The sequence below is a fragment of the uncultured Shewanella sp. genome, assembly GCF_947501225.1.
Classification (GTDB): Bacteria; Pseudomonadota; Gammaproteobacteria; order Enterobacterales; family Shewanellaceae; genus Shewanella.
This window is the reverse complement of sequence record NZ_CANMUW010000002.1, coordinates 286,094-303,048: the sequence shown is the minus strand read 5'-3', so window position 1 is coordinate 303,048 and position 16,955 is coordinate 286,094. Positions and strand designations below refer to the sequence as shown.

Genomic DNA, 16,955 nt, shown 5'->3' with positions numbered 1-16,955 from the left:
ATGTCTGATATACAGCTGCGCCACGACTGGACGCGTGATGAAATTGAAGCACTCTTTGCTTTACCTATGAATGACCTCCTGTTCAGGGCGCATTCATTGCATCGTCAGGTTTTCGATCCCAACGAAGTTCAGATCAGCCGACTGTTATCGATTAAAACCGGTGCTTGCCCGGAAGATTGTAAGTACTGTCCGCAAAGTGCCCGATACGATACAGGTCTGGAGAAAGAACGCCTGATTGAGATCGAGAAGGTGCTGACCGAGGCCCGTAGCGCCAAAGCCGCCGGCGCTTCACGTTTCTGTATGGGCGCCGCCTGGCGAAACCCTAACGCACGTGATATGCCATATCTTAAAGATATGGTGAGTGAAGTGAAGGCGATGGGGATGGAGACCTGTATGACACTGGGCATGCTGACCGGTAGTCAGGCGGAAGAGTTGGCCGAGGCCGGACTCGATTACTATAACCATAACCTGGATACTTCGCCCGAGTATTACGGCGACATCATCACTACCCGTACCTATCAGGACAGGCTGGATACCCTCTCCAATGTTCGCGCCGCAGGCATGAAGGTCTGCTCCGGCGGGATCGTGGGCATGGGAGAGCAGGCTACAGATCGCGCAGGTCTGTTGCAGCAACTGGCCAATATGGAGCAGCACCCCGATTCAGTGCCTATCAATATGTTAGTAAAGGTGGCCGGGACACCATTTGAGAACTTAGACGATCTCGACCCGCTCGAGTTTGTTCGCACCATCGCCGTGGCCCGAATCATTATGCCTCTCTCCCGAGTTCGCCTGTCGGCGGGTCGTGAGAAGATGACCGATGAGATGCAAGCCATGTGCTTCTTCGCCGGTGCCAACTCTATCTTCTATGGCTGTAAGCTACTCACCACCAATAACCCGGAGGAGAACGAAGATATGACCCTGTTTAAGCGTCTGGGTCTGCACCCTGAGCAGGGCAAGTACGCCACCGTTGAGGATGATAAAGAGGTGATGGCTAAGGCGAGTGCTAAGGCCAATGCCATTAAAGATAAACAAAGCGGTGCATTTTACGATGCCGGCGCACTCTGAGTTAGTTGAACATAAGGGCTGAAGTGACTGTCTCAACTGTTGGTGCCGAACAAGAACCCCAAAAGCACTCGCTGTCCGAAAAGATTGCGACACGACAGGCTGAGCTTAACGATGCCGGCCTGTTGCGGTGCAGGCAAGCCTTATCTCCCCTTGAAGGGGGAGGGGCTGATTTTTCCCTGAATGGCCGGCAATACCTTAACTTCAGCAGCAATGATTATCTTGGGCTATCTCGTGCACCACAGCTTCTCGAGTCATTAAATGCCGGAGCCCGGAAATATGGCGTCGGAAGTGGCTCATCACCTCTGGTCACGGGCTACAGCGATGCCCATGCCCTGTTAGAAAAGGCGCTTTGCCAGGTAACAGGACATGAGGCTGGGCTGCTGTTCTGCTCCGGCTTCAGTGCCAATTCGGCATTGATGAAAACTTTGTTTGGTCACGGCGATACCGTGATTGCCGATAAGCTTATCCATGCTTCGATTATCGACGGCTTGAGCGACAGCAAAGCGACATTTAAACGTTTTTTGCATAACGATATTGAAAGCGCCGATCGATTAATCGCTAAATACGCTCCCCAGGCCGTTATCACCGAGAGCATATTCAGCATGGATGGTGATATGGCGCCGCTCGAGGCGCTATCAAGCTCCTGCAAGCGCAATAATACTTGGTTGATTGTCGATGATGCCCATGGTTTTGGTATTCAGGCCGCTCTTGGCAATTATGTTCCTGCCAGCGCCGAGCTTGCCGATGTGCAGGTGGTGACCTTCGGTAAGGCACTGGGGTGCCAGGGGGCTGCGATTCTGGGCAGTCAGGCGTTAATCGACTTCTTAGTGTCTAATGCCAGAGACTATATCTATTCGACGGCGCTGTCTCCCGCTAATGCCTGTGTCGCGTTGGCGGCGGTAGAGTTGAGCCGGGGCTCTGATAGTCGTGCAAAGGCCCTTGCGGATAACATCGAATACTTTAAACGGAGCTGCTCGCTGGCAAGTATCAAGCTGACTGAGTCGGTGACACCCATTCAACCGCTGATCATAGGTGACGTCGATAAAACGGTGTCGATTGCCCGTCAGTTAAAGCAGGCAGGGATCTGGGTAGGCGCGATACGTCCACCGACGGTGCCTAAGGGCAGCGCCCGACTGCGGATAACCATTACGGCATCACATACACGTGATGAGATAGGCAGGCTTGTCAGTGCCTTAGGCCAGCTGCTTAGTCAGGTCAGAGTGTAAGTCAGACAAATGAATCACAGTAAAAAAGATGAAAATGGAATAATCACAGTTGTATGAGAGTGAGCGAGTAGATTGATGAAACCCGAAGTCATGAATCATGGGGAAAAACTTATGGCCGATGAGAGTGTAATTGCAGAGCGGTTCTCTGCCGCGGCCAAGAGCTATCATCGCCATAACTGCTTACAGCAACTCTCCTGTGAAGCCCTGTTAAATGGTATGAAGCCAAGTGGGACCTTGCTCGATATCGGGGCGGGGCCGGGCACCGATTTCAGCCGGTTTGCAGATGTCTCCTCTGTGATCGCGTTGGATATTGCCCCGGGTATGCTTGAGCAGCTAAAGAAAAGCTACCCGAACTATGAGACGGTATGTGCCGACGCTAAAGCCATTCCACTGCCACAAAACAGTATCGACAGTGTGTACTCAAATTTGGCCCTGCAGTGGTGTGATGATCTGTCGCAGTCTTTTCAAAGTACTGCCAGAGCGCTTAGGTCATCCGGAGAGTACCATCTGACCATGGTGGCGCAGGGCAGTTTACCCGAGTTGACTCAGCTGGGATTCAGGATTAATGAGTTTCGCTCCTTGCCTGAGATTACTTCGCAATTTGATAAGCAGGAGTGGCAGGTTCAATCATCCACTCTCGAGTCTATGACGGTATATTTTGATGACCTCAAGAGCCTGCTCTATTCCATCAAGGGGGTCGGGGCCTCGATTCATGCCGATGCTAAGGTGAGAGGCCAGTCCAGGTCCATGGTTCATCATGGTATACGCGGACGAGGCGACTGGATGAAACTCATCGGGAAAGCGGAACTGATGAGGACGCCACAGGGCATTCCATTGACCTATCAGATAGCACTCATTCGCGCAGTGAAGCGATAAAAGGAAAATCATGATCTACTTTGTTACGGGGACCGATACCGATTGCGGTAAAACATTTGTCAGTGCTGCGCTGCTTAATCGGGCCAAAGAGAGTGGTGTTCAGACTCTGGGCCTTAAGCCCATAGCTTCGGGCTGTGAGGAAACGGACCACGGGCTCAGAAACGGTGACGCGCTGAGTTTAATGGCTGAGTCGACCGTTAAGCTCGATTACAATGACGTTAACCCTGTAGCATTTGAGCCTGCGATCGCCCCGCATATAGCCGCAAGTCAAACCGGTGCCGATATCTCTCCCGCCTCGATACTGGACCGGTTGAGCGCCGTACTAAGTGGTCGTGATGAAAAAGAGCTATGTATCATCGAAGGCGCGGGTGGCTGGCGTTTACCCTTAGGGGAGGGGCGTTTTCTCTCAGAAGTGGTTCAGCAGCTTTCTGTGCCTGTTATTCTGGTGGTTGGGGTTAAGCTAGGTTGCCTGAATCATGCTGTGCTCACACAAGAAGCCATTCAAGCCGACGGCCTGGAGATAGCCGGTTGGGTTGCTAATATTGTCGATGGCGATACCGCCTGTCTGGAGGAGAACCTGGATAGCCTGCACTCCTTGATGAGTGCTCCCTGTTTAGGTGTGGTGCCTAATCTGCAGGAGTCGAGTGTAGAGACCGCCGCCGCTTATCTGGATATCGGCCCGCTGAAACGAGCCCGTTAGGCATTTTCTACGCGTCATCGAATCTCATCGATTATGCAGATCATAGGAAGGTGTTAGAGACACTTTCATTTGAGTCGACGAGGGTGAGCGATAAAGAGTAAATAGGATCTTATTTACTTGCAGAATAATAAAAAGCGCATTCATTTGAATGCGCTTTTTCATTTTCGGGTCCTACTCAGTATGCAACAGGTGTGAAAGCTCACTGCCAACCGGTATCGGTATCTCCTGTTGCAGGCCGCAAAACAGATAGGCTTGCTTGTCGCCGATAAGAGATAACTTGTCTCCCCGTCTCCATAATGCGCTTCCCTCCTCGATGGCGACGACGGGAGTGTCAGGGTCGACACAGGTAAACTCGAGTAAGCGCTGTGCGCGGGTTTCGCCGTTGTGGCCCGGAGCCTGGTAGTTGGTGTAGTGGGGATTGAGCTGGAAGGGGAGTAGCCCCAGGCTATTGAAGGAGCTGGGTTCAACAATTGGCATATCATTGGTGGTGCGAATGCTGAGGCCGGCAATATTTGAACCTGCACTCCATCCTATGTAGGGCTTGCCTTCACTCACCTGATTGGTAATGAGTTTAACCAGGTCGTGTTTATATAACTTATGTAACAGGTTAAAGGTATTCCCGCCGCCCACTAATATTCCGTCGGCCTGCATAACCGCCTGTTTCGGATCTTCATATTGGTGGATGCCGCTGATCTCAATATCGAGCTCGGCTAAACTGGATATCACCCTCGTCAGGTAGGCGTCATGGCTGATGCTGACGCCGGCATAAGGGATAAATAACCATTTCTGGTTTTGCGGTTCTATGCGTTTAGCCAACTCGGCAATCAAGGGCTTAATAAAGGGGATGGCGTGGGCAAGATATGGCGTGTCTCCAACACGTGAGCTGGAGAGAAGTAAGGCGTTTATACTCATATTCAATCCCTTGTGAACTAAATTAAAACCATATTAACAAAGATTAATGCCTATCTGCACCTGCTGCCGGCACAGGGCTTCTATTTTTAAGATTAGCTTAATGTAAGCCTCCTAGACTGCACATTCTTTAAAAATAGTGATTTTGTCGTGAGCCTGAATTGAGTTGAATTTGTTCGATTATACATATTCTTACTCTTCTCCCCTTGAATTCTCACTTTTAAGACATATTATGTCTTAAAGAACGCAAAATCTGGTACTCAGGTACTCTACAGGAGCTTAAATGAAGCGAATTTTTTTATTGATTGCAACTAACTTAGCAATCTTACTCGTGGCCTCTATCGTGATGTCGATTCTGGGGGTTAACACATCGACCATGGGGGGCTTACTGGTGTTTGCTGCTATCTTCGGTTTTGGTGGCGCATTTATCAGTTTGGCTATCTCTAAGTGGATGGCGAAGAAAACCATGGGTTGTGAGGTTATTGCAACACCACGTGACAACACAGAGCGCTGGTTAGTTGAAACCGTTGCCCGTCAAGCGGAGCAAGCGGGTATCAAGATGCCGGAAGTGGCTATCTATCAATCTCCCGAGTTTAACGCTTTTGCTACCGGTCCGAGTAAAGATAACTCGCTGGTCGCTGTCAGTAGTGGTCTGCTCTATGGCATGAGCCAGGATGAGATCGAAGCTGTTCTTGCCCATGAAGTCAGCCATGTTGCTAACGGTGATATGGTGACCCTGACTCTGATACAGGGTGTGGTAAATACCTTCGTTATCTTCGCCGCGCGCGTCGTTGCCGGTATCATCGACAACTTCGTCGCCAGTAACGATGAAGAGGGTGAAGGTCTGGGTATGTTTGCTTACATGGGCGTGGTGTTCGTGTTGGATATGCTATTCGGTATTCTCGCATCTATGATCGTAGCCTACTTCTCACGTATTCGTGAGTTTAAGGCGGATGAAGGCGGAGCTCGTCTGGCGGGTAAAGAGAAGATGATTGCAGCGCTGGATCGCCTGCGTCAGGGACCGGAAACCGGTGCTATGCCGGCTCAGATGGCGGCCTTTGGTATTAACGGTAAGAAGTCGATGGCGGAAATGATGATGAGCCACCCACCTCTTGAGAAGCGCATTGCTGCATTAAGAGCGAGCTAACTCTTTGTGAGTTGATGTGAGTTGAGATGATGATGGATCTCACTTGCACCACTTGAGAAGCGTATCGCTGCATTAAGAGCTAGCTAATTGATACTAGCTAAGTCAATCGTACAGGCTTAAGGTCTGGCGAATAGAGAAAAACGGGAGCCTTGGCTCCCGTTTTTATTTTTTAATAGGTGTGTTCTCTATAATCACCTTTCCTCACTGCTTGCTCGAAGCTTCCATACACTTTAAAAAGGGGAGAACAGTAGTTTCATCTTTGACAATTTCTGAATATTTATTGGATTTTTGATGAATTTCTATGGGGAATACAACTGTTTCAACGCTATTCACTATTGCATAATGCCAGTGTGACCGAAGTCACCTTAATGGGCTTATTGTTCGGTTAAGCAAGGAGTTATTTGATGGAGCGCACATTTTCTTGTGGCACCAGTTGCTAAAGTACTATAAGCAGAAAAAGTTGCGGTTTTGCAGTTCCTTAGCTATTTTATGCAAGGTCGTGCTAAGACTTTTGATAGCAAGATGGGGTTAGATCAAGAATAAAACTCCACTATGTTGTCTCTTAAAGAGGATATTTATAGTGAGCAAGAAAATTTTAAGTGCGTTATTTGGTGCCGGTTTAGCCGCTTTGGCTTTATCTCCGGCGGCTATGGCTGAGTCACAAGAGCTTGCAGAGATGCACGCTGAGATGGATGGTTGTGAAGCATGTCATGCCGATGGCGAGCCTTCAGCAGATGGTGCATATGAGTTCGAGCAGTGCCAGAGCTGTCACGGTACTTTAGAAGAGATGGATGCCGTTCATCAGCCACACGAAGGAAACCTTATGTGTGCCGATTGTCATGCTCCACATGACATGAACGTGGGTGACAAGCCTGGTTGTGACAGCTGTCACGATGATGGCCGTACTGCAGAATCTACACTTAAGTAATACACTTAAGTTTTTCTACTGAAAATCATTGTTAAAACGCCAGCCTGGAGCTGGCGTTTTTGTTTCCGCTGTCAGCCGGGAGCGAATATGCTTGTATTAAACGCCCTAGGTGAACTATGTAGATGACGCCGCCTATATAGAGAGTTTCATGCCTGGAGAGCTGGCTCAGTGTCGCACCCGGCGTGACTATCATAATGTAATCTACACTCCCTGTTATGATCTCAATCCTCTGATTCCGCACTCGATGGCCCCTGTGACAGAGCAAACCTTGAGTATCTCTGTTCGAAAGAGATCCGCATAGATTCTGGCAGGGACTATCGTTTTTTGGCTTTTATCGGTATGTTGCTGTTATTGACGTAGAGTTTTACGAGCTACGAGCTACGAGCTACGAGCTACGGCTGTAGGAGCTGGCTTTAGTCGCGAGAATCTTTGATACCGTCACGAGAATGCGCAGAGGTGATAAGGCATAATTTTGGAAATAGCACCTCATGTAATGCCTGTCTGAGGTGCCGGAGTGTAAAATTGATTTTGGCTGATAAGCCTCTAAGTCGTCTCTAACTGGTTGATAATGTTTTCTTTAGGCCTGACAGCAGTGCGCCATAGATTGGGTTACAGAAATCGGCTACTTCATTCTCGTTTTCAGATTCGAAGCTCGAGCTCCATTCCACTAATGTTCCGCTTTCGGATTCTGTAAGCTTTACGACACCGATATAACTCTCAACCGAATCCTTAGATACCGGGCCGGGTCCATCGTCGATACGGTAACTGAAAGTAAACGCCCCGGCATCCAGAGTCATTAATGTTTCATGAAACATCTCATTCAACACTCTCATGGCACCTACCTCATCTCCACGCTTATCGCCGACTTTCGTGACCTTAGTGATCACCTCCGGTGCCCAGGACATGTCATGAAAATCAGACACAGTTTTCCATACGGTTTGAATTGGAACGTCCAGCATTATCTTGTTGTAACAACTTCCCATCATATTGTCCTTTTCGCTTGTTGAAACAGATATCGTCTGATTTAAATATAGTTGAGATCTGTTGAGGTTAATGGCCGTTTAGAGCCATAAGCGAACTGCGCCTGGTCAGGTTTGAATCGATACCGGCTTTACTATATTGTAATAAAAGCAATATCAGCTGATGCTTTATTACCTGCGGGTTATAAGCATTTGAATCACTCAGTGGCTTCTTTGAGTGAGCACTCATCTCTTTGAGGAAAGCATTTGTATGAAAATGGAATAAGGAGTTTTCCATGAAATGGAGTTTACATCGTCTCGTTCCGGTCATTGCCGGTTTAATGATAATGACAGGGTGTTCGAGTCATAGTTCATCTGCCGGCTCGGCCGGGACTGTCATGCCACAACTGAATGATACTCTGTTCATAGCGGAAAGTGTCCCCACACTTGAGCATTTATTGATGCTCACACCCGCGCAGATAGAGGAGCTTCATCGGTTTGTTGATCGTGACGATATCGCGCAATTACCCAAAAATAAACAGATACGTGAGTATCTGCTCACTAAGCTGGTCAATTTTGATTATGAGGGGGAGAACTACTCTGCAAGTGTTGCGCTTGAAAAAGGGAGTGGCAACTGTATGTCACTGGCGCTCCTGACCTATGCGATCGCCACGGAACTCGGAGTCAAATCAGTGTTTCAGGTGATGCATACTCCACCTATGTTACTGGAGGTAACTTCAGATCTTGCTGTCACATCAGACCATGTTCGTACTTTTCTCTATGAAGATGATACAGATAATCAGGGATTCTATTTTTCAGGGCGTAGCTATGTCATTTTGGATTATTTCCCGGATAGATACGACAGGGGGGGAAGGAAGATTGATGAGGCGCAATTTATCGGTATGCTCTATCGAAATCTTGCAGCCGATGCGCTACTCAATGGTGAACTAAATAGGGCCTATTCCCTGCTAAAAACCGGAACTCAGTACACTCAGGAATACGCGCCGCTGCTGAATATGCTGGCAATCATTCATCGCCGGGCTGGGGATGATGATACGGCTGAACGTTTATATCGGTACGGGTTGGACGTTGCGTCATCTAAGATAACTCTGCTTAACAATTATCACTATCTGTTAAGTGTGAAGGGTGAGGAGGAGGCTGCACACCGGATTAAGTTGAAACTGTTGGCGCTGGAAGATTCCACTCCTTATGGTTGGTACCTGATGGGAAAGGAGGCTCTGGGTGAGGGAGATAACCAGAGTGCCGAGATTTATCTGAAAAAGTTTCTCAAAAACACCCCCTATTACCACAGGGCCTATTTCGATCTGGCTAAGGCACAATATGCATTGGGTGAGTCGACTGCGGCCAAAGCCTCTTTATCTATGGCATTATCTTATACCGAGTTACCGGAAAAACAGAGGTTATATCAAGCCAAACTGGCTTGGTTAAACCGAGATTGATTCATGCCGTAATAACTTAAGTCAATCAGGCACGACAACAGAGATATGACATAACAAGTGTACCGGTTCAGACAATGGCTGAGCCCTTTCCTGGTCATGCTAATGGTTGAGCCCGGCTGAGTGTTATCGAATGATTTATTACTCATCCACTTGTTTTAAAACGTCAATATTTGCCATCTGTGCTGTTTACTACTTCTTTCGGTATAGCGCTTTAGTCTAGCCCTGGGATGCAGAACGCTCCTTTCGATTACCTTTGTTTCATACTCCCGGTGGATGTTGTCGCACTTTGTTCAAGAGATACTGATAGTTAAATTGATGGCAGTGGCCAAAATCTCTACTTTTTTATGCGAAAGTTGTAGCGAGATATGCTGCCTTAATGTAGGTTGTGAACTGTATGCTTACCCCTTGTTAACCATTTGGTTTGTTGCATGGAGTGCGATTAATGTTCAAAGTTACCCATTGGGTTGTCGTTTCCCGTTCTCAATTCTTATATGACCTGCTTGAAACCCGCTGGCCGCAGGAGTTTTTAGTTAAGTTGTACAGTAGCCGGCCGGAGTCACTCGAGCGACAGCTAAAAAACATTCAACCATCACTGGTCATCTTCGACCTGGCTTCGATAGATGTGCAGGTGGCGTATCAACTGCAGCGGCATATCGAGCGTGAATACACCGGGCTGAAAGTGGTTTTTATCCACTTTCCTAAACAGGTAGACATTAAGTTTTTGATTAACCCAGCGGTGACAGCTGGAGTTTTCTATAACGATCTTTCCCTCGAAGTTATTGGCAAGGAGCTGAATAATATCCTCAGAGGGAGATCCTATATACCGGCTGAGCTGAATGTCGGAAGCATTGAAGAGGAACAGAATAGTGAAGAGAGTGAGAGCCTGACCATCCGTGAGCGTGAGGTGTTACAAGCACTGCTTTCAGGTAGTACCAATGTGGATATTGCCAATCAACTGTTTGTCAGTGAAAGTACTATAAAAACTCATCTATATCGTGCATTCAGAAAAATTGGCGTGTCAAGCAGGGGGCAGGCTATTGCCTGGGCTCAGACACACCTCCATGAGGTACATGTTTGATGAACCTTACATACCCTAGGTTCGCAGTGGGATATGTAATGGGATTGTAGTAACAGATAAGCAGGGCTGAAAATTATATCGGTAATAAGGCAGGAGGGTGATGACCCTCCTGCTTTTTTTGTCTGAAGCGTATTTGAAACTGGAGAAGCTGTGCTGAATTGACTTAGGTAGGGTTGCCCTCTGGTTATTGAAAGCTCTCTGAAAAAACCGCTGGCAGATGGTGCTTGTCTGTCGAGTAGGCTGTTGGCTGAGCATGTCGCTATACATGTGTGTAGTTGTGTTGTATATTTGCACGCTCCTGTTTACTTCAGGAGCGAACTTCACCGCCCAATAGGAGGTTTTATGAAGGTGATTAAATCACTTACGGCAATATGCAGCACATTGATACTCGGTTTCGGGGTATCGGTATCTACCGAATCTGATGCCGCTACAGTAGGTTGTGAACGTGCAGGCGGGGTTAAGTGTCAACATGTGGGACCTAAACGTGTAAAGAGAGGCGCCGTGATCGTTGTCCCTAAGACGCACAGACATTATCACTCCTTTCACTCTCCCATGTTGACGGCAATGGGCATCGCTATTGTATTGGATGCGGCGGGTAATGCGGTCACGGAAAAGGGTCAGCAGGTTGTGGTACTGGGTGAGGGAGATGAGGTCAGTAATGTATATGAAAAAGATGGCATTGTTTATCTGATTAAAGCCTAGGAGTTATACCAATCAGTATAAGAAAGTGATCTACTCAGAGTTCTTTTTGGCAAACAAATTCAAGGCGAATGGATGATGCAATGGTGATCCCTTGTGAAGCTATTCAACGCAGAATTAGGCAGCCAAAAACACTCCTGAAAGGCGAGTTTTAGCGCTTCTGATGCTATGTTAACGAGCTTAAACGTAGAACAACTATGCTCTTCACTCGTTGCCTTGCCTCAGAAGCGCTAAACTCTCGCTGAGCGATCACATCTTTATACTGATTGGTATTAGATGAAAAGTACCAATGAGTTTAAGCGTATTCTCGGGGCCCAGGATACGCTGCTCACTATGTCGTTGGCGGTGTTGACCATTGCTGGTGGATTTACGCTACTGTCTCTCTATGGCTATCAGGATTCTGCGTGGAGCATCTTAGCGTTGCTGACTCTATCTTTTAGCCTATACATCATAAAGGTCATGCTGTTTGGCATGGCAACAACCTTGATTACCATAGCTGATAATTCGGCGCCGGTGAGCCAGGAAAGAGGTGACAGGACGGAAGCTCAAGCCAGGCTTAAGATCATCAAGGTCAAAAGTTTTGGCCTATGTTCGTGCTGTGATGAGTATGAGACCAAAAATACCCTGGATGGCAGGTATGTCTGTTCGGCGTGCCAACATATCTTAGTCAAACTAAAGGGGTTAGACGCTATGATTTAGCCTTGTGGCAGGCTTTTGGTTAGTGCCATTCATTTGGAAGTAAAGTATGCAAGGGCACAGCATGATGCGTGCCCCAAAAACGGATGCTAGGCTTTTTGGTGTCTCTCGGTATTTAAGAATTCAAAACCTTGCTTGAGAAAAGAAAACTCATCAGTAGCCGGTAGACTTTGCACAGATTTTAGCATCTGTTCGAAGGCGGAATCTATCATGAGTCTGTCGGCAAGTTTCAGATAATTATAGACTATGGGCCTGAGCACCACGGTAAAGTCACCGGTTAACTCTTTATACCTTTGCTCTTCAATTGCAGTGATATTTTGCACAAGTTCACGCATACATAGCGCAGCGAGCAGAGAGTTTTTATCGCTGAAAGATTGATATTGAGCCGCACGTGAATAACCGGCTTTCTTATGAACATCAGACATGTTCAGCGCGATCATTCCATGTTCTTTAATTAAGTCGGTGGCGGCGTCGAGCAGTGCGGTTTCTTTATCCGTGAGCATGGCGTTATCCGTGGAAAAATTTTTTCCATTAAATGCCCTGTTGGTTCTATTGTCAATTTAAATGTATATACAATTGTATAACTGTTGGCTTTTTGTTGTACTCGTAAGTATGTGAGCGGTAAACGGACCGTTAAGCCTTCGGTGAAGGGAAAAATTAACCGGATATGAGTGCGGCTAATATCCGGCTTAGCCTAATAATGTGGAATCTATTGTTCTATATGGACATAAATCGCTAAATTATGGGTATACTTCAACTATTCCCATTTACTCGAGGAGATAAAAATGGCCGAAGAAACCATTTTCAGTAAAATTATTCGTCGTGAGATCCCGGCTGATATCTTATATCAGGATGATCTCGTCACCGCTTTTCGTGACATCAGTGCTCAAGCACCGAGCCATATCCTTATTATCCCCAACCACCTTATACCGACCGTCAATGATGTAAAAGCGTCAGATGAGAAGGCATTGGGCCGTATGGTCACGGTAGCGGCCAAGCTTGCCGAGGAGGAGGGCATAGCTCAGGATGGCTATCGTCTGATTATGAACTGTAATAAACACGCGGGACAGGAGGTGTTTCACATCCATATGCACCTGCTTGGCGGTGAACCTTTGGGACGCATGTTAAATCCTGACAGATAATGGTGAGTATGGAGTCATGAAGGTTAATCCTGAGTTTTTTCCATTGACGCAAATAGCGACACGTTTTGTCGATCAGCTTGCTCAATGCCGCCGTCTTAAATTAACGGTTCATGAAGCGAGTGAGCATCATGTATTGATAGAGTTACCCTATAACAGTGAATTGATCGGTTATCCCGATACCGGCGTCATCCATGGTGGCGTGATCACAACATTAATGGATACGGCCAGCGGTAGTGCTGTCGTCTGCTCTATCTATGAGGAGTATCAGAGCCTGGAGTTGTCACCGACCCTGGACCTGCGTGTCGATTACATGAAACCTGCCGAGCCGAATAAGCCTGTTTATGGCTTTGCCGAGTGCTATAAAATATCATCGAGTGTGGCCTTTACACGCGCAATAGCCTATCAGGACTCTATCGATGATCCGATAGCTCATGCGGTTGGCTCATTTATGCGGATAAGCCCCGAGATGATAGGTGATAACTTTCGTCAGGTACTGTTAGGAAAGGGAACAGCTTATACCGATACCGCTTCCTCTTCGTCCAAGGGGGCTGAGCAGGCGGAGGTCATAGTTCCTGAACGTCCCGCATTATTGGATGTTAAACAAATCGTTAAGCAGGCTACCGAGCTCAATGATTTCAGTCATCTGTTAGCCCACGTGCCATACACCAACTTTATCGGTATGGCTGTCGAGCGTTTCGGTGACGAATTAGTGTTCCGCTTGCCATCGAAAGATGACAACATCGGTAATCCAACCCTGCCCGCTATTCATGGGGGGGTGATTGCCGGATTTATGGAGATGTCAGCCATAGTGCAGCTTATGGTATTTATGAACACCTCTAAGGTACCTAAGGTGGTGGATTTTTCAATCGATTACCTAAGGGCGGGTTATCATAAAGATACCTTTGCTGAGTGTAAGATCACGCGACAGGGACGCAGGGTTGCTAACGTTAGCATAGATTGTTGGCAAACAAGCAGGAAGAAGCTGATCGCTACGGCGCGTGCCCACTTCCTGATTGACTGATATCGGTACTGAAAATTTCGACCTGAGTCCTACTGCTTCTGTGACAGAGAGATATTAATGATGAGAAAAACAATATTGGCATTGGCCGCCGCATTCCTATTCACCGCCTGTGCTCCCCATACCTCGGGCATAATGGGAAGCTCCACCGGTGAGGTGAGAGTCGATAACAGAAGCTTTGGCAGCGAAGTGAGTATCGAGCAGGTACAGGCTCGCCAGCAGGGAGAACTGCTGCAGGGCGCCGGGATAATACAGAGTAAAGTGGCCACCGATCTTCGTCTTCAATATAAATTCACCTGGTATGATGCCAGCGGATTTACCATAGAGGATGAAGCGAGTGCCTGGAAATCGTTAAAGCTTCACGGAAAGCAACGCATGCAGGTGACGGCGCTTGCCCCCAATGCCAATGCGGTACGATATGAACTTTATGTGAGAAAGGCTTTCTCTAATTAAGCTCAATTGTAATTTGTCGATTGTACTCGAACGGTTAAAAATTTCACAAAAAACGTCAGCATAGCTGACGTTTTTTTATGAAAATTCACTTAATGATGACATAAGTATGTCAATCACTCGTTTATCTCATGTATACTTGCCGGCGCCAAGGGGTGATCCAGCGCTGAAATTTTCCAGTGCTGTGTCTGAGATGTCCTGTGACAAACCCTTTGAACCTGATCCGGCTAATACCGGCGTAGGAATGGGCCAATAAGTACAGCTGTATTTGTACTACCTTTCTCGCTTTTCCAGTTGCCGGATCTCAAAATATTAATTTGGGGTCCTATGTCTATTTTTAAACCGTTTGCTTTTAAACCATTAAGTTTCAAGCCCGATACCTTAAAAAGCGTATCACCCGTAGCACTCGCTATCTCTGCTGCTCTTAGCAGTGGCTATGCCTTTGCTGCCGAACCAGTCAATGAGAGTGCTACTTCCGATGATATGGAGGTGATTGTCGTCACTTCTGATTTCAGGGGCGCTTCTTTAGAAAAAATGCCGTCGAGTGTTACCGTTATCGATCAGCAGCAGATTGAAGATGAGGGAGCCCAGCATTTCGAAGAGGTGCTCAACTCGATCGCAAACTTCAACTGGTCCGGTGGAAGCTCAAGGCCTAAATACTTTCAGATCCGTGGTGTGGGAGAGCAGGAGGAGTATCAGGGGGCACCTAACTCCTCGGTTGGTTACATCATAGATGATATCGATATGTCCGGCCTTGGCATGATCTCCAGCATGTATGATCTCCAACAGGTGGAAGTCCTTCGGGGACCTCAAGGCACCCGTTATGGTGCTAACGCCCTGGCAGGACTTATCTATCTGAAGAGTAATGACCCCACCGATGTGTTCGAGCATGGGGCCGAGGTGTCTGTGGGAGACGATGACCTGACCACATTCAGCGGTTTCAGCTCTGGTCCGTTGACCGATTCGGGTAAGTTACTCTATCGGGTCTCGTTGCAGCAACATAAGCAAAATGGTTATAGGGATAATCTCTATCTAGGCGTTGAGGACACCAACGGACGTGATGAATTTACCGGCCGTGCCAAGTTACGCTGGTACGCGACCGATAACCTTGAACTCGACCTTACCCTGCTACACGCCGATTATAATAATGGCTACGATGCCTGGACACTGAATAACAATGGCTTCGATACGCTCACCGATGAACCGGGTGTCGATAAGCAGCGTACCTCAGGTAGCTCACTGAAGCTGACCTATTCCGGCGCCGATGCATTTGAACTGGTCTCTTTGACCTCCTATGCGAAAACCGAGCATCATCATGGTTACGATGGTGACTGGGCCAACCCGGATTATTGGGGAGAACTGACCTGCTATGGCGAAGCTTGCCAATATGACTATACCTGGGACAAAGAGGGTGAGCGCAAAACTGTCAGCCAGGAGTTCCGATTAAGCTCAACCGAAGCCGGGCGCATCTTTGCCGGAAGTACCGATTGGTTAGTGGGTATTTATGGTATGAAGCTCGATGAAGATAACGACACGTTAGAGATCTATAACGGTTGGGAAGATGCGCTGAAGGCGGAATATGAAGCCGAAAACCTGGCACTGTTTGCGCAAACAGATTCAGACTTAGGCGATGGTTACACCCTATCTGTGGGGGCCAGAGTCGAGAGGCGCGACAGCGAATATAGTGACAGTGCCGGTGATGCGTTCAGCCCGAGTGAGACCATGTGGGGCGGACATATCGCGCTGAGTAAGACATTGAGCCATACCCAACAAGCCTACGTCAGAGTGGCACGAGGATATAAAGCCGGCGGCTTTAACATGTCACTGCCTACCGAGCTGTCGGACAAGAAAGAGTACGACACCGAGACCCTGTATAACTATGAGGTCGGACTCAAGTCCAACTGGTTAGAGGGACAGGCATCGACTAACCTGTCATTTTTCTATATGGACAGACAAGATCAACAGGTATCGGCCTCTCAACAAAACCCGGATGAACCTCAGAAGTTTATCTTATATACAGAAAATGCGGGTAGCTCACACAATTATGGTGCCGAGCTGGAGGGGAACTGGTATGCGACCGATAACCTCAAGCTCTATGCCACTTTGGGCTGGTTAGAAACCGCCTATGGTGATTACCAGTATCAGGATAAGTATGGCGGAACCGTGGATCTGTCCGGTCGTGAACTCGCTCACTCTCCTAACTTTACCTATAGTGCCGGCGCAACCTATCGCACCGATTCGGGTTGGTTTGCTAACCTGACGACCAGTGGCAAGAGTGATTTCTACTACTCTGACAGCAACGAGTCTAAGTCTGAGGCCTATACTATCTTCAATGCGCGCTTGGGCTATGAGACCGATCTCTGGTCTGCCTATCTCTGGGGACGTAACCTGTTTGATGAAAAGTATGGAACCCGTGGCTTCTACTTCGGTAATGAACCTGATCAGGATTGGGCCGATAAGCAGTATATTCGCTATGGAGACCCGCGCCAGCTAGGGTTAACCGTCAGCGTTAAATTTATGTAGGGCAGCTTGTTTTAACTGTCTGACTATATAGTGTTTTCTTAATTTAATTGTGGCAGTTACCTTTAGATGAAGATAACTG

At 47.7% G+C, this 16,955-nt stretch carries 17 protein-coding genes, 1 pseudogene and 1 riboswitch; of the genes and pseudogenes, 15 read left to right on the top strand and 3 right to left on the bottom strand.

The genetic code is table 11. The features are described from left to right. The 4 genes from bioB (at position 1) to bioD (ending at position 3,867) form a co-directional block, all read left to right on the top strand. Positions 1–1,065, top strand: a complete 1,065-nt coding sequence (gene bioB / locus Q1B47_RS04960) for a biotin synthase BioB (RefSeq protein WP_299789518.1) — start codon at positions 1–3, stop codon at positions 1,063–1,065. Between the two features lie 23 nt (positions 1,066–1,088). Further along, positions 1,089–2,291, top strand: a complete 1,203-nt coding sequence (locus Q1B47_RS04955; protein WP_299789515.1) for an 8-amino-7-oxononanoate synthase — start codon at positions 1,089–1,091, stop codon at positions 2,289–2,291. A gap of 75 nt (positions 2,292–2,366) precedes the next feature. Next, complete coding sequence (locus Q1B47_RS04950) at positions 2,367–3,167, top strand: methyltransferase domain-containing protein (protein ID WP_299789512.1); 801 nt, start codon at positions 2,367–2,369, stop codon at positions 3,165–3,167. Positions 3,168–3,180: 13 nt separating this feature from the next. Further along, positions 3,181–3,867, top strand: a complete 687-nt coding sequence (gene bioD / locus Q1B47_RS04945; protein ID WP_299789890.1) for a dethiobiotin synthase — start codon at positions 3,181–3,183, stop codon at positions 3,865–3,867. 171 nt (positions 3,868–4,038) lie between these two features. Here the strand turns inward: bioD and pepE are convergent, their stop codons facing one another. Beyond that, complete coding sequence (gene pepE, locus Q1B47_RS04940) at positions 4,039–4,779, bottom strand: dipeptidase PepE (protein WP_299789510.1); 741 nt, start codon at positions 4,777–4,779, stop codon at positions 4,039–4,041. Between the two features lie 280 nt (positions 4,780–5,059). Between pepE and htpX the strand changes: the two genes are divergently transcribed. Together htpX and Q1B47_RS04930 are read left to right on the top strand one after the other, a co-directional pair. Further along, a complete protein-coding gene (htpX, locus tag Q1B47_RS04935) occupies positions 5,060–5,923 on the top strand; it encodes a protease HtpX (RefSeq protein WP_299789507.1) in 864 nt (287 codons plus the stop codon). Between the two features lie 580 nt (positions 5,924–6,503). Further along, positions 6,504–6,851: a cytochrome c3 family protein gene (locus Q1B47_RS04930; protein WP_299789504.1), complete on the top strand. Its 348-nt coding sequence runs from the start codon at positions 6,504–6,506 to the stop codon at positions 6,849–6,851. A 554-nt stretch (positions 6,852–7,405) separates the two neighbouring features. Here the strand turns inward: Q1B47_RS04930 and Q1B47_RS04925 are convergent. After that, positions 7,406–7,837 carry an SRPBCC family protein gene (locus Q1B47_RS04925; protein WP_366873115.1) on the bottom strand — a complete coding sequence of 144 codons (432 nt, stop codon included), beginning with the start codon at positions 7,835–7,837 and terminating at the stop codon, positions 7,406–7,408. 269 nt (positions 7,838–8,106) lie between these two features. Here Q1B47_RS04925 and Q1B47_RS04920 point away from each other — a divergent pair, with 269 nt between their 5' ends. The 4 genes from Q1B47_RS04920 to Q1B47_RS04905 all read left to right on the top strand — a co-directional run bounded on the left by Q1B47_RS04920 (position 8,107) and on the right by Q1B47_RS04905 (position 11,746). Next, on the top strand, positions 8,107–9,270 hold the full coding sequence (locus Q1B47_RS04920; RefSeq protein WP_299789501.1) for a hypothetical protein: 1,164 nt from the start codon (positions 8,107–8,109) through the stop codon (positions 9,268–9,270). 442 nt (positions 9,271–9,712) lie between these two features. After that, complete coding sequence (locus Q1B47_RS04915; protein ID WP_299789498.1) at positions 9,713–10,348, top strand: response regulator transcription factor; 636 nt, start codon at positions 9,713–9,715, stop codon at positions 10,346–10,348. Between the two features lie 342 nt (positions 10,349–10,690). Further along, complete coding sequence (locus tag Q1B47_RS04910; RefSeq protein ID WP_299789495.1) at positions 10,691–11,050, top strand: hypothetical protein; 360 nt, start codon at positions 10,691–10,693, stop codon at positions 11,048–11,050. Between the two features lie 273 nt (positions 11,051–11,323). Beyond that, positions 11,324–11,746 (top strand): hypothetical protein, encoded by a 423-nt coding sequence (locus Q1B47_RS04905; protein ID WP_299789492.1) that lies wholly within the window; start codon positions 11,324–11,326, stop codon positions 11,744–11,746. 86 nt (positions 11,747–11,832) lie between these two features. Here the strand turns inward: Q1B47_RS04905 and Q1B47_RS04900 are convergent, their stop codons facing one another. Then, entirely contained in the window at positions 11,833–12,246 is a 414-nt protein-coding gene (locus tag Q1B47_RS04900) for a TetR/AcrR family transcriptional regulator (protein WP_299789489.1), read from the bottom strand. A gap of 282 nt (positions 12,247–12,528) precedes the next feature. Between Q1B47_RS04900 and hinT the strand changes: the two genes are divergently transcribed. The 5 genes and pseudogenes from hinT (at position 12,529) to Q1B47_RS04880 (ending at position 16,876) form a co-directional block, all read left to right on the top strand. Continuing rightward, on the top strand, positions 12,529–12,885 hold the full coding sequence (hinT, locus tag Q1B47_RS04895) for a purine nucleoside phosphoramidase (protein WP_299789486.1): 357 nt from the start codon (positions 12,529–12,531) through the stop codon (positions 12,883–12,885). 16 nt (positions 12,886–12,901) lie between these two features. Then, positions 12,902–13,285, top strand: a pseudogene (locus Q1B47_RS22005) (PaaI family thioesterase); the annotation flags it as partial. 165 nt (positions 13,286–13,450) lie between these two features. Continuing rightward, the gene (locus Q1B47_RS22000; RefSeq protein WP_366873149.1) at positions 13,451–13,906 is read left to right on the top strand and encodes a PaaI family thioesterase; all 456 of its coding nucleotides are present in this window, start codon (positions 13,451–13,453) and stop codon (positions 13,904–13,906) included. A gap of 60 nt (positions 13,907–13,966) precedes the next feature. Further along, complete coding sequence (locus Q1B47_RS04885) at positions 13,967–14,356, top strand: YcfL family protein (RefSeq protein WP_299789884.1); 390 nt, start codon at positions 13,967–13,969, stop codon at positions 14,354–14,356. 138 nt (positions 14,357–14,494) lie between these two features. Beyond that, positions 14,495–14,615: riboswitch (TPP riboswitch) on the top strand. A 65-nt stretch (positions 14,616–14,680) separates the two neighbouring features. Continuing rightward, a complete protein-coding gene (locus Q1B47_RS04880; protein WP_299789480.1) occupies positions 14,681–16,876 on the top strand; it encodes a TonB-dependent receptor in 2,196 nt (731 codons plus the stop codon). Positions 16,877–16,955 lie beyond the last annotated feature (79 nt).

What these genes read in the sequence shown, in the direction of transcription:
- htpX (WP_299789507.1), top strand. Translation starts at nt 5,060, where the DNA reads ATGAAGCGAATTTTTTTATTGATTGCAACTAACTTAGCAATCTTACTC.
- bioB (WP_299789518.1), top strand. Translation starts at nt 1, where the DNA reads ATGTCTGATATACAGCTGCGCCACGACTGGACGCGTGATGAAATTGAA.
- Q1B47_RS04905 (WP_299789492.1), top strand. Translation starts at nt 11,324, where the DNA reads ATGAAAAGTACCAATGAGTTTAAGCGTATTCTCGGGGCCCAGGATACG.
- Q1B47_RS04885 (WP_299789884.1), top strand. Translation starts at nt 13,967, where the DNA reads ATGAGAAAAACAATATTGGCATTGGCCGCCGCATTCCTATTCACCGCC.
- Q1B47_RS04925 (WP_366873115.1), bottom strand. Translation starts at nt 7,837, where the DNA reads ATGATGGGAAGTTGTTACAACAAGATAATGCTGGACGTTCCAATTCAA.
- Q1B47_RS04910 (WP_299789495.1), top strand. Translation starts at nt 10,691, where the DNA reads ATGAAGGTGATTAAATCACTTACGGCAATATGCAGCACATTGATACTC.
- hinT (WP_299789486.1), top strand. Translation starts at nt 12,529, where the DNA reads ATGGCCGAAGAAACCATTTTCAGTAAAATTATTCGTCGTGAGATCCCG.
- Q1B47_RS04950 (WP_299789512.1), top strand. Translation starts at nt 2,367, where the DNA reads ATGAAACCCGAAGTCATGAATCATGGGGAAAAACTTATGGCCGATGAG.
- Q1B47_RS04915 (WP_299789498.1), top strand. Translation starts at nt 9,713, where the DNA reads ATGTTCAAAGTTACCCATTGGGTTGTCGTTTCCCGTTCTCAATTCTTA.
- Q1B47_RS04880 (WP_299789480.1), top strand. Translation starts at nt 14,681, where the DNA reads ATGTCTATTTTTAAACCGTTTGCTTTTAAACCATTAAGTTTCAAGCCC.
- pepE (WP_299789510.1), bottom strand. Translation starts at nt 4,779, where the DNA reads ATGAGTATAAACGCCTTACTTCTCTCCAGCTCACGTGTTGGAGACACG.
- Q1B47_RS04920 (WP_299789501.1), top strand. Translation starts at nt 8,107, where the DNA reads ATGAAATGGAGTTTACATCGTCTCGTTCCGGTCATTGCCGGTTTAATG.
- Q1B47_RS04900 (WP_299789489.1), bottom strand. Translation starts at nt 12,246, where the DNA reads ATGCTCACGGATAAAGAAACCGCACTGCTCGACGCCGCCACCGACTTA.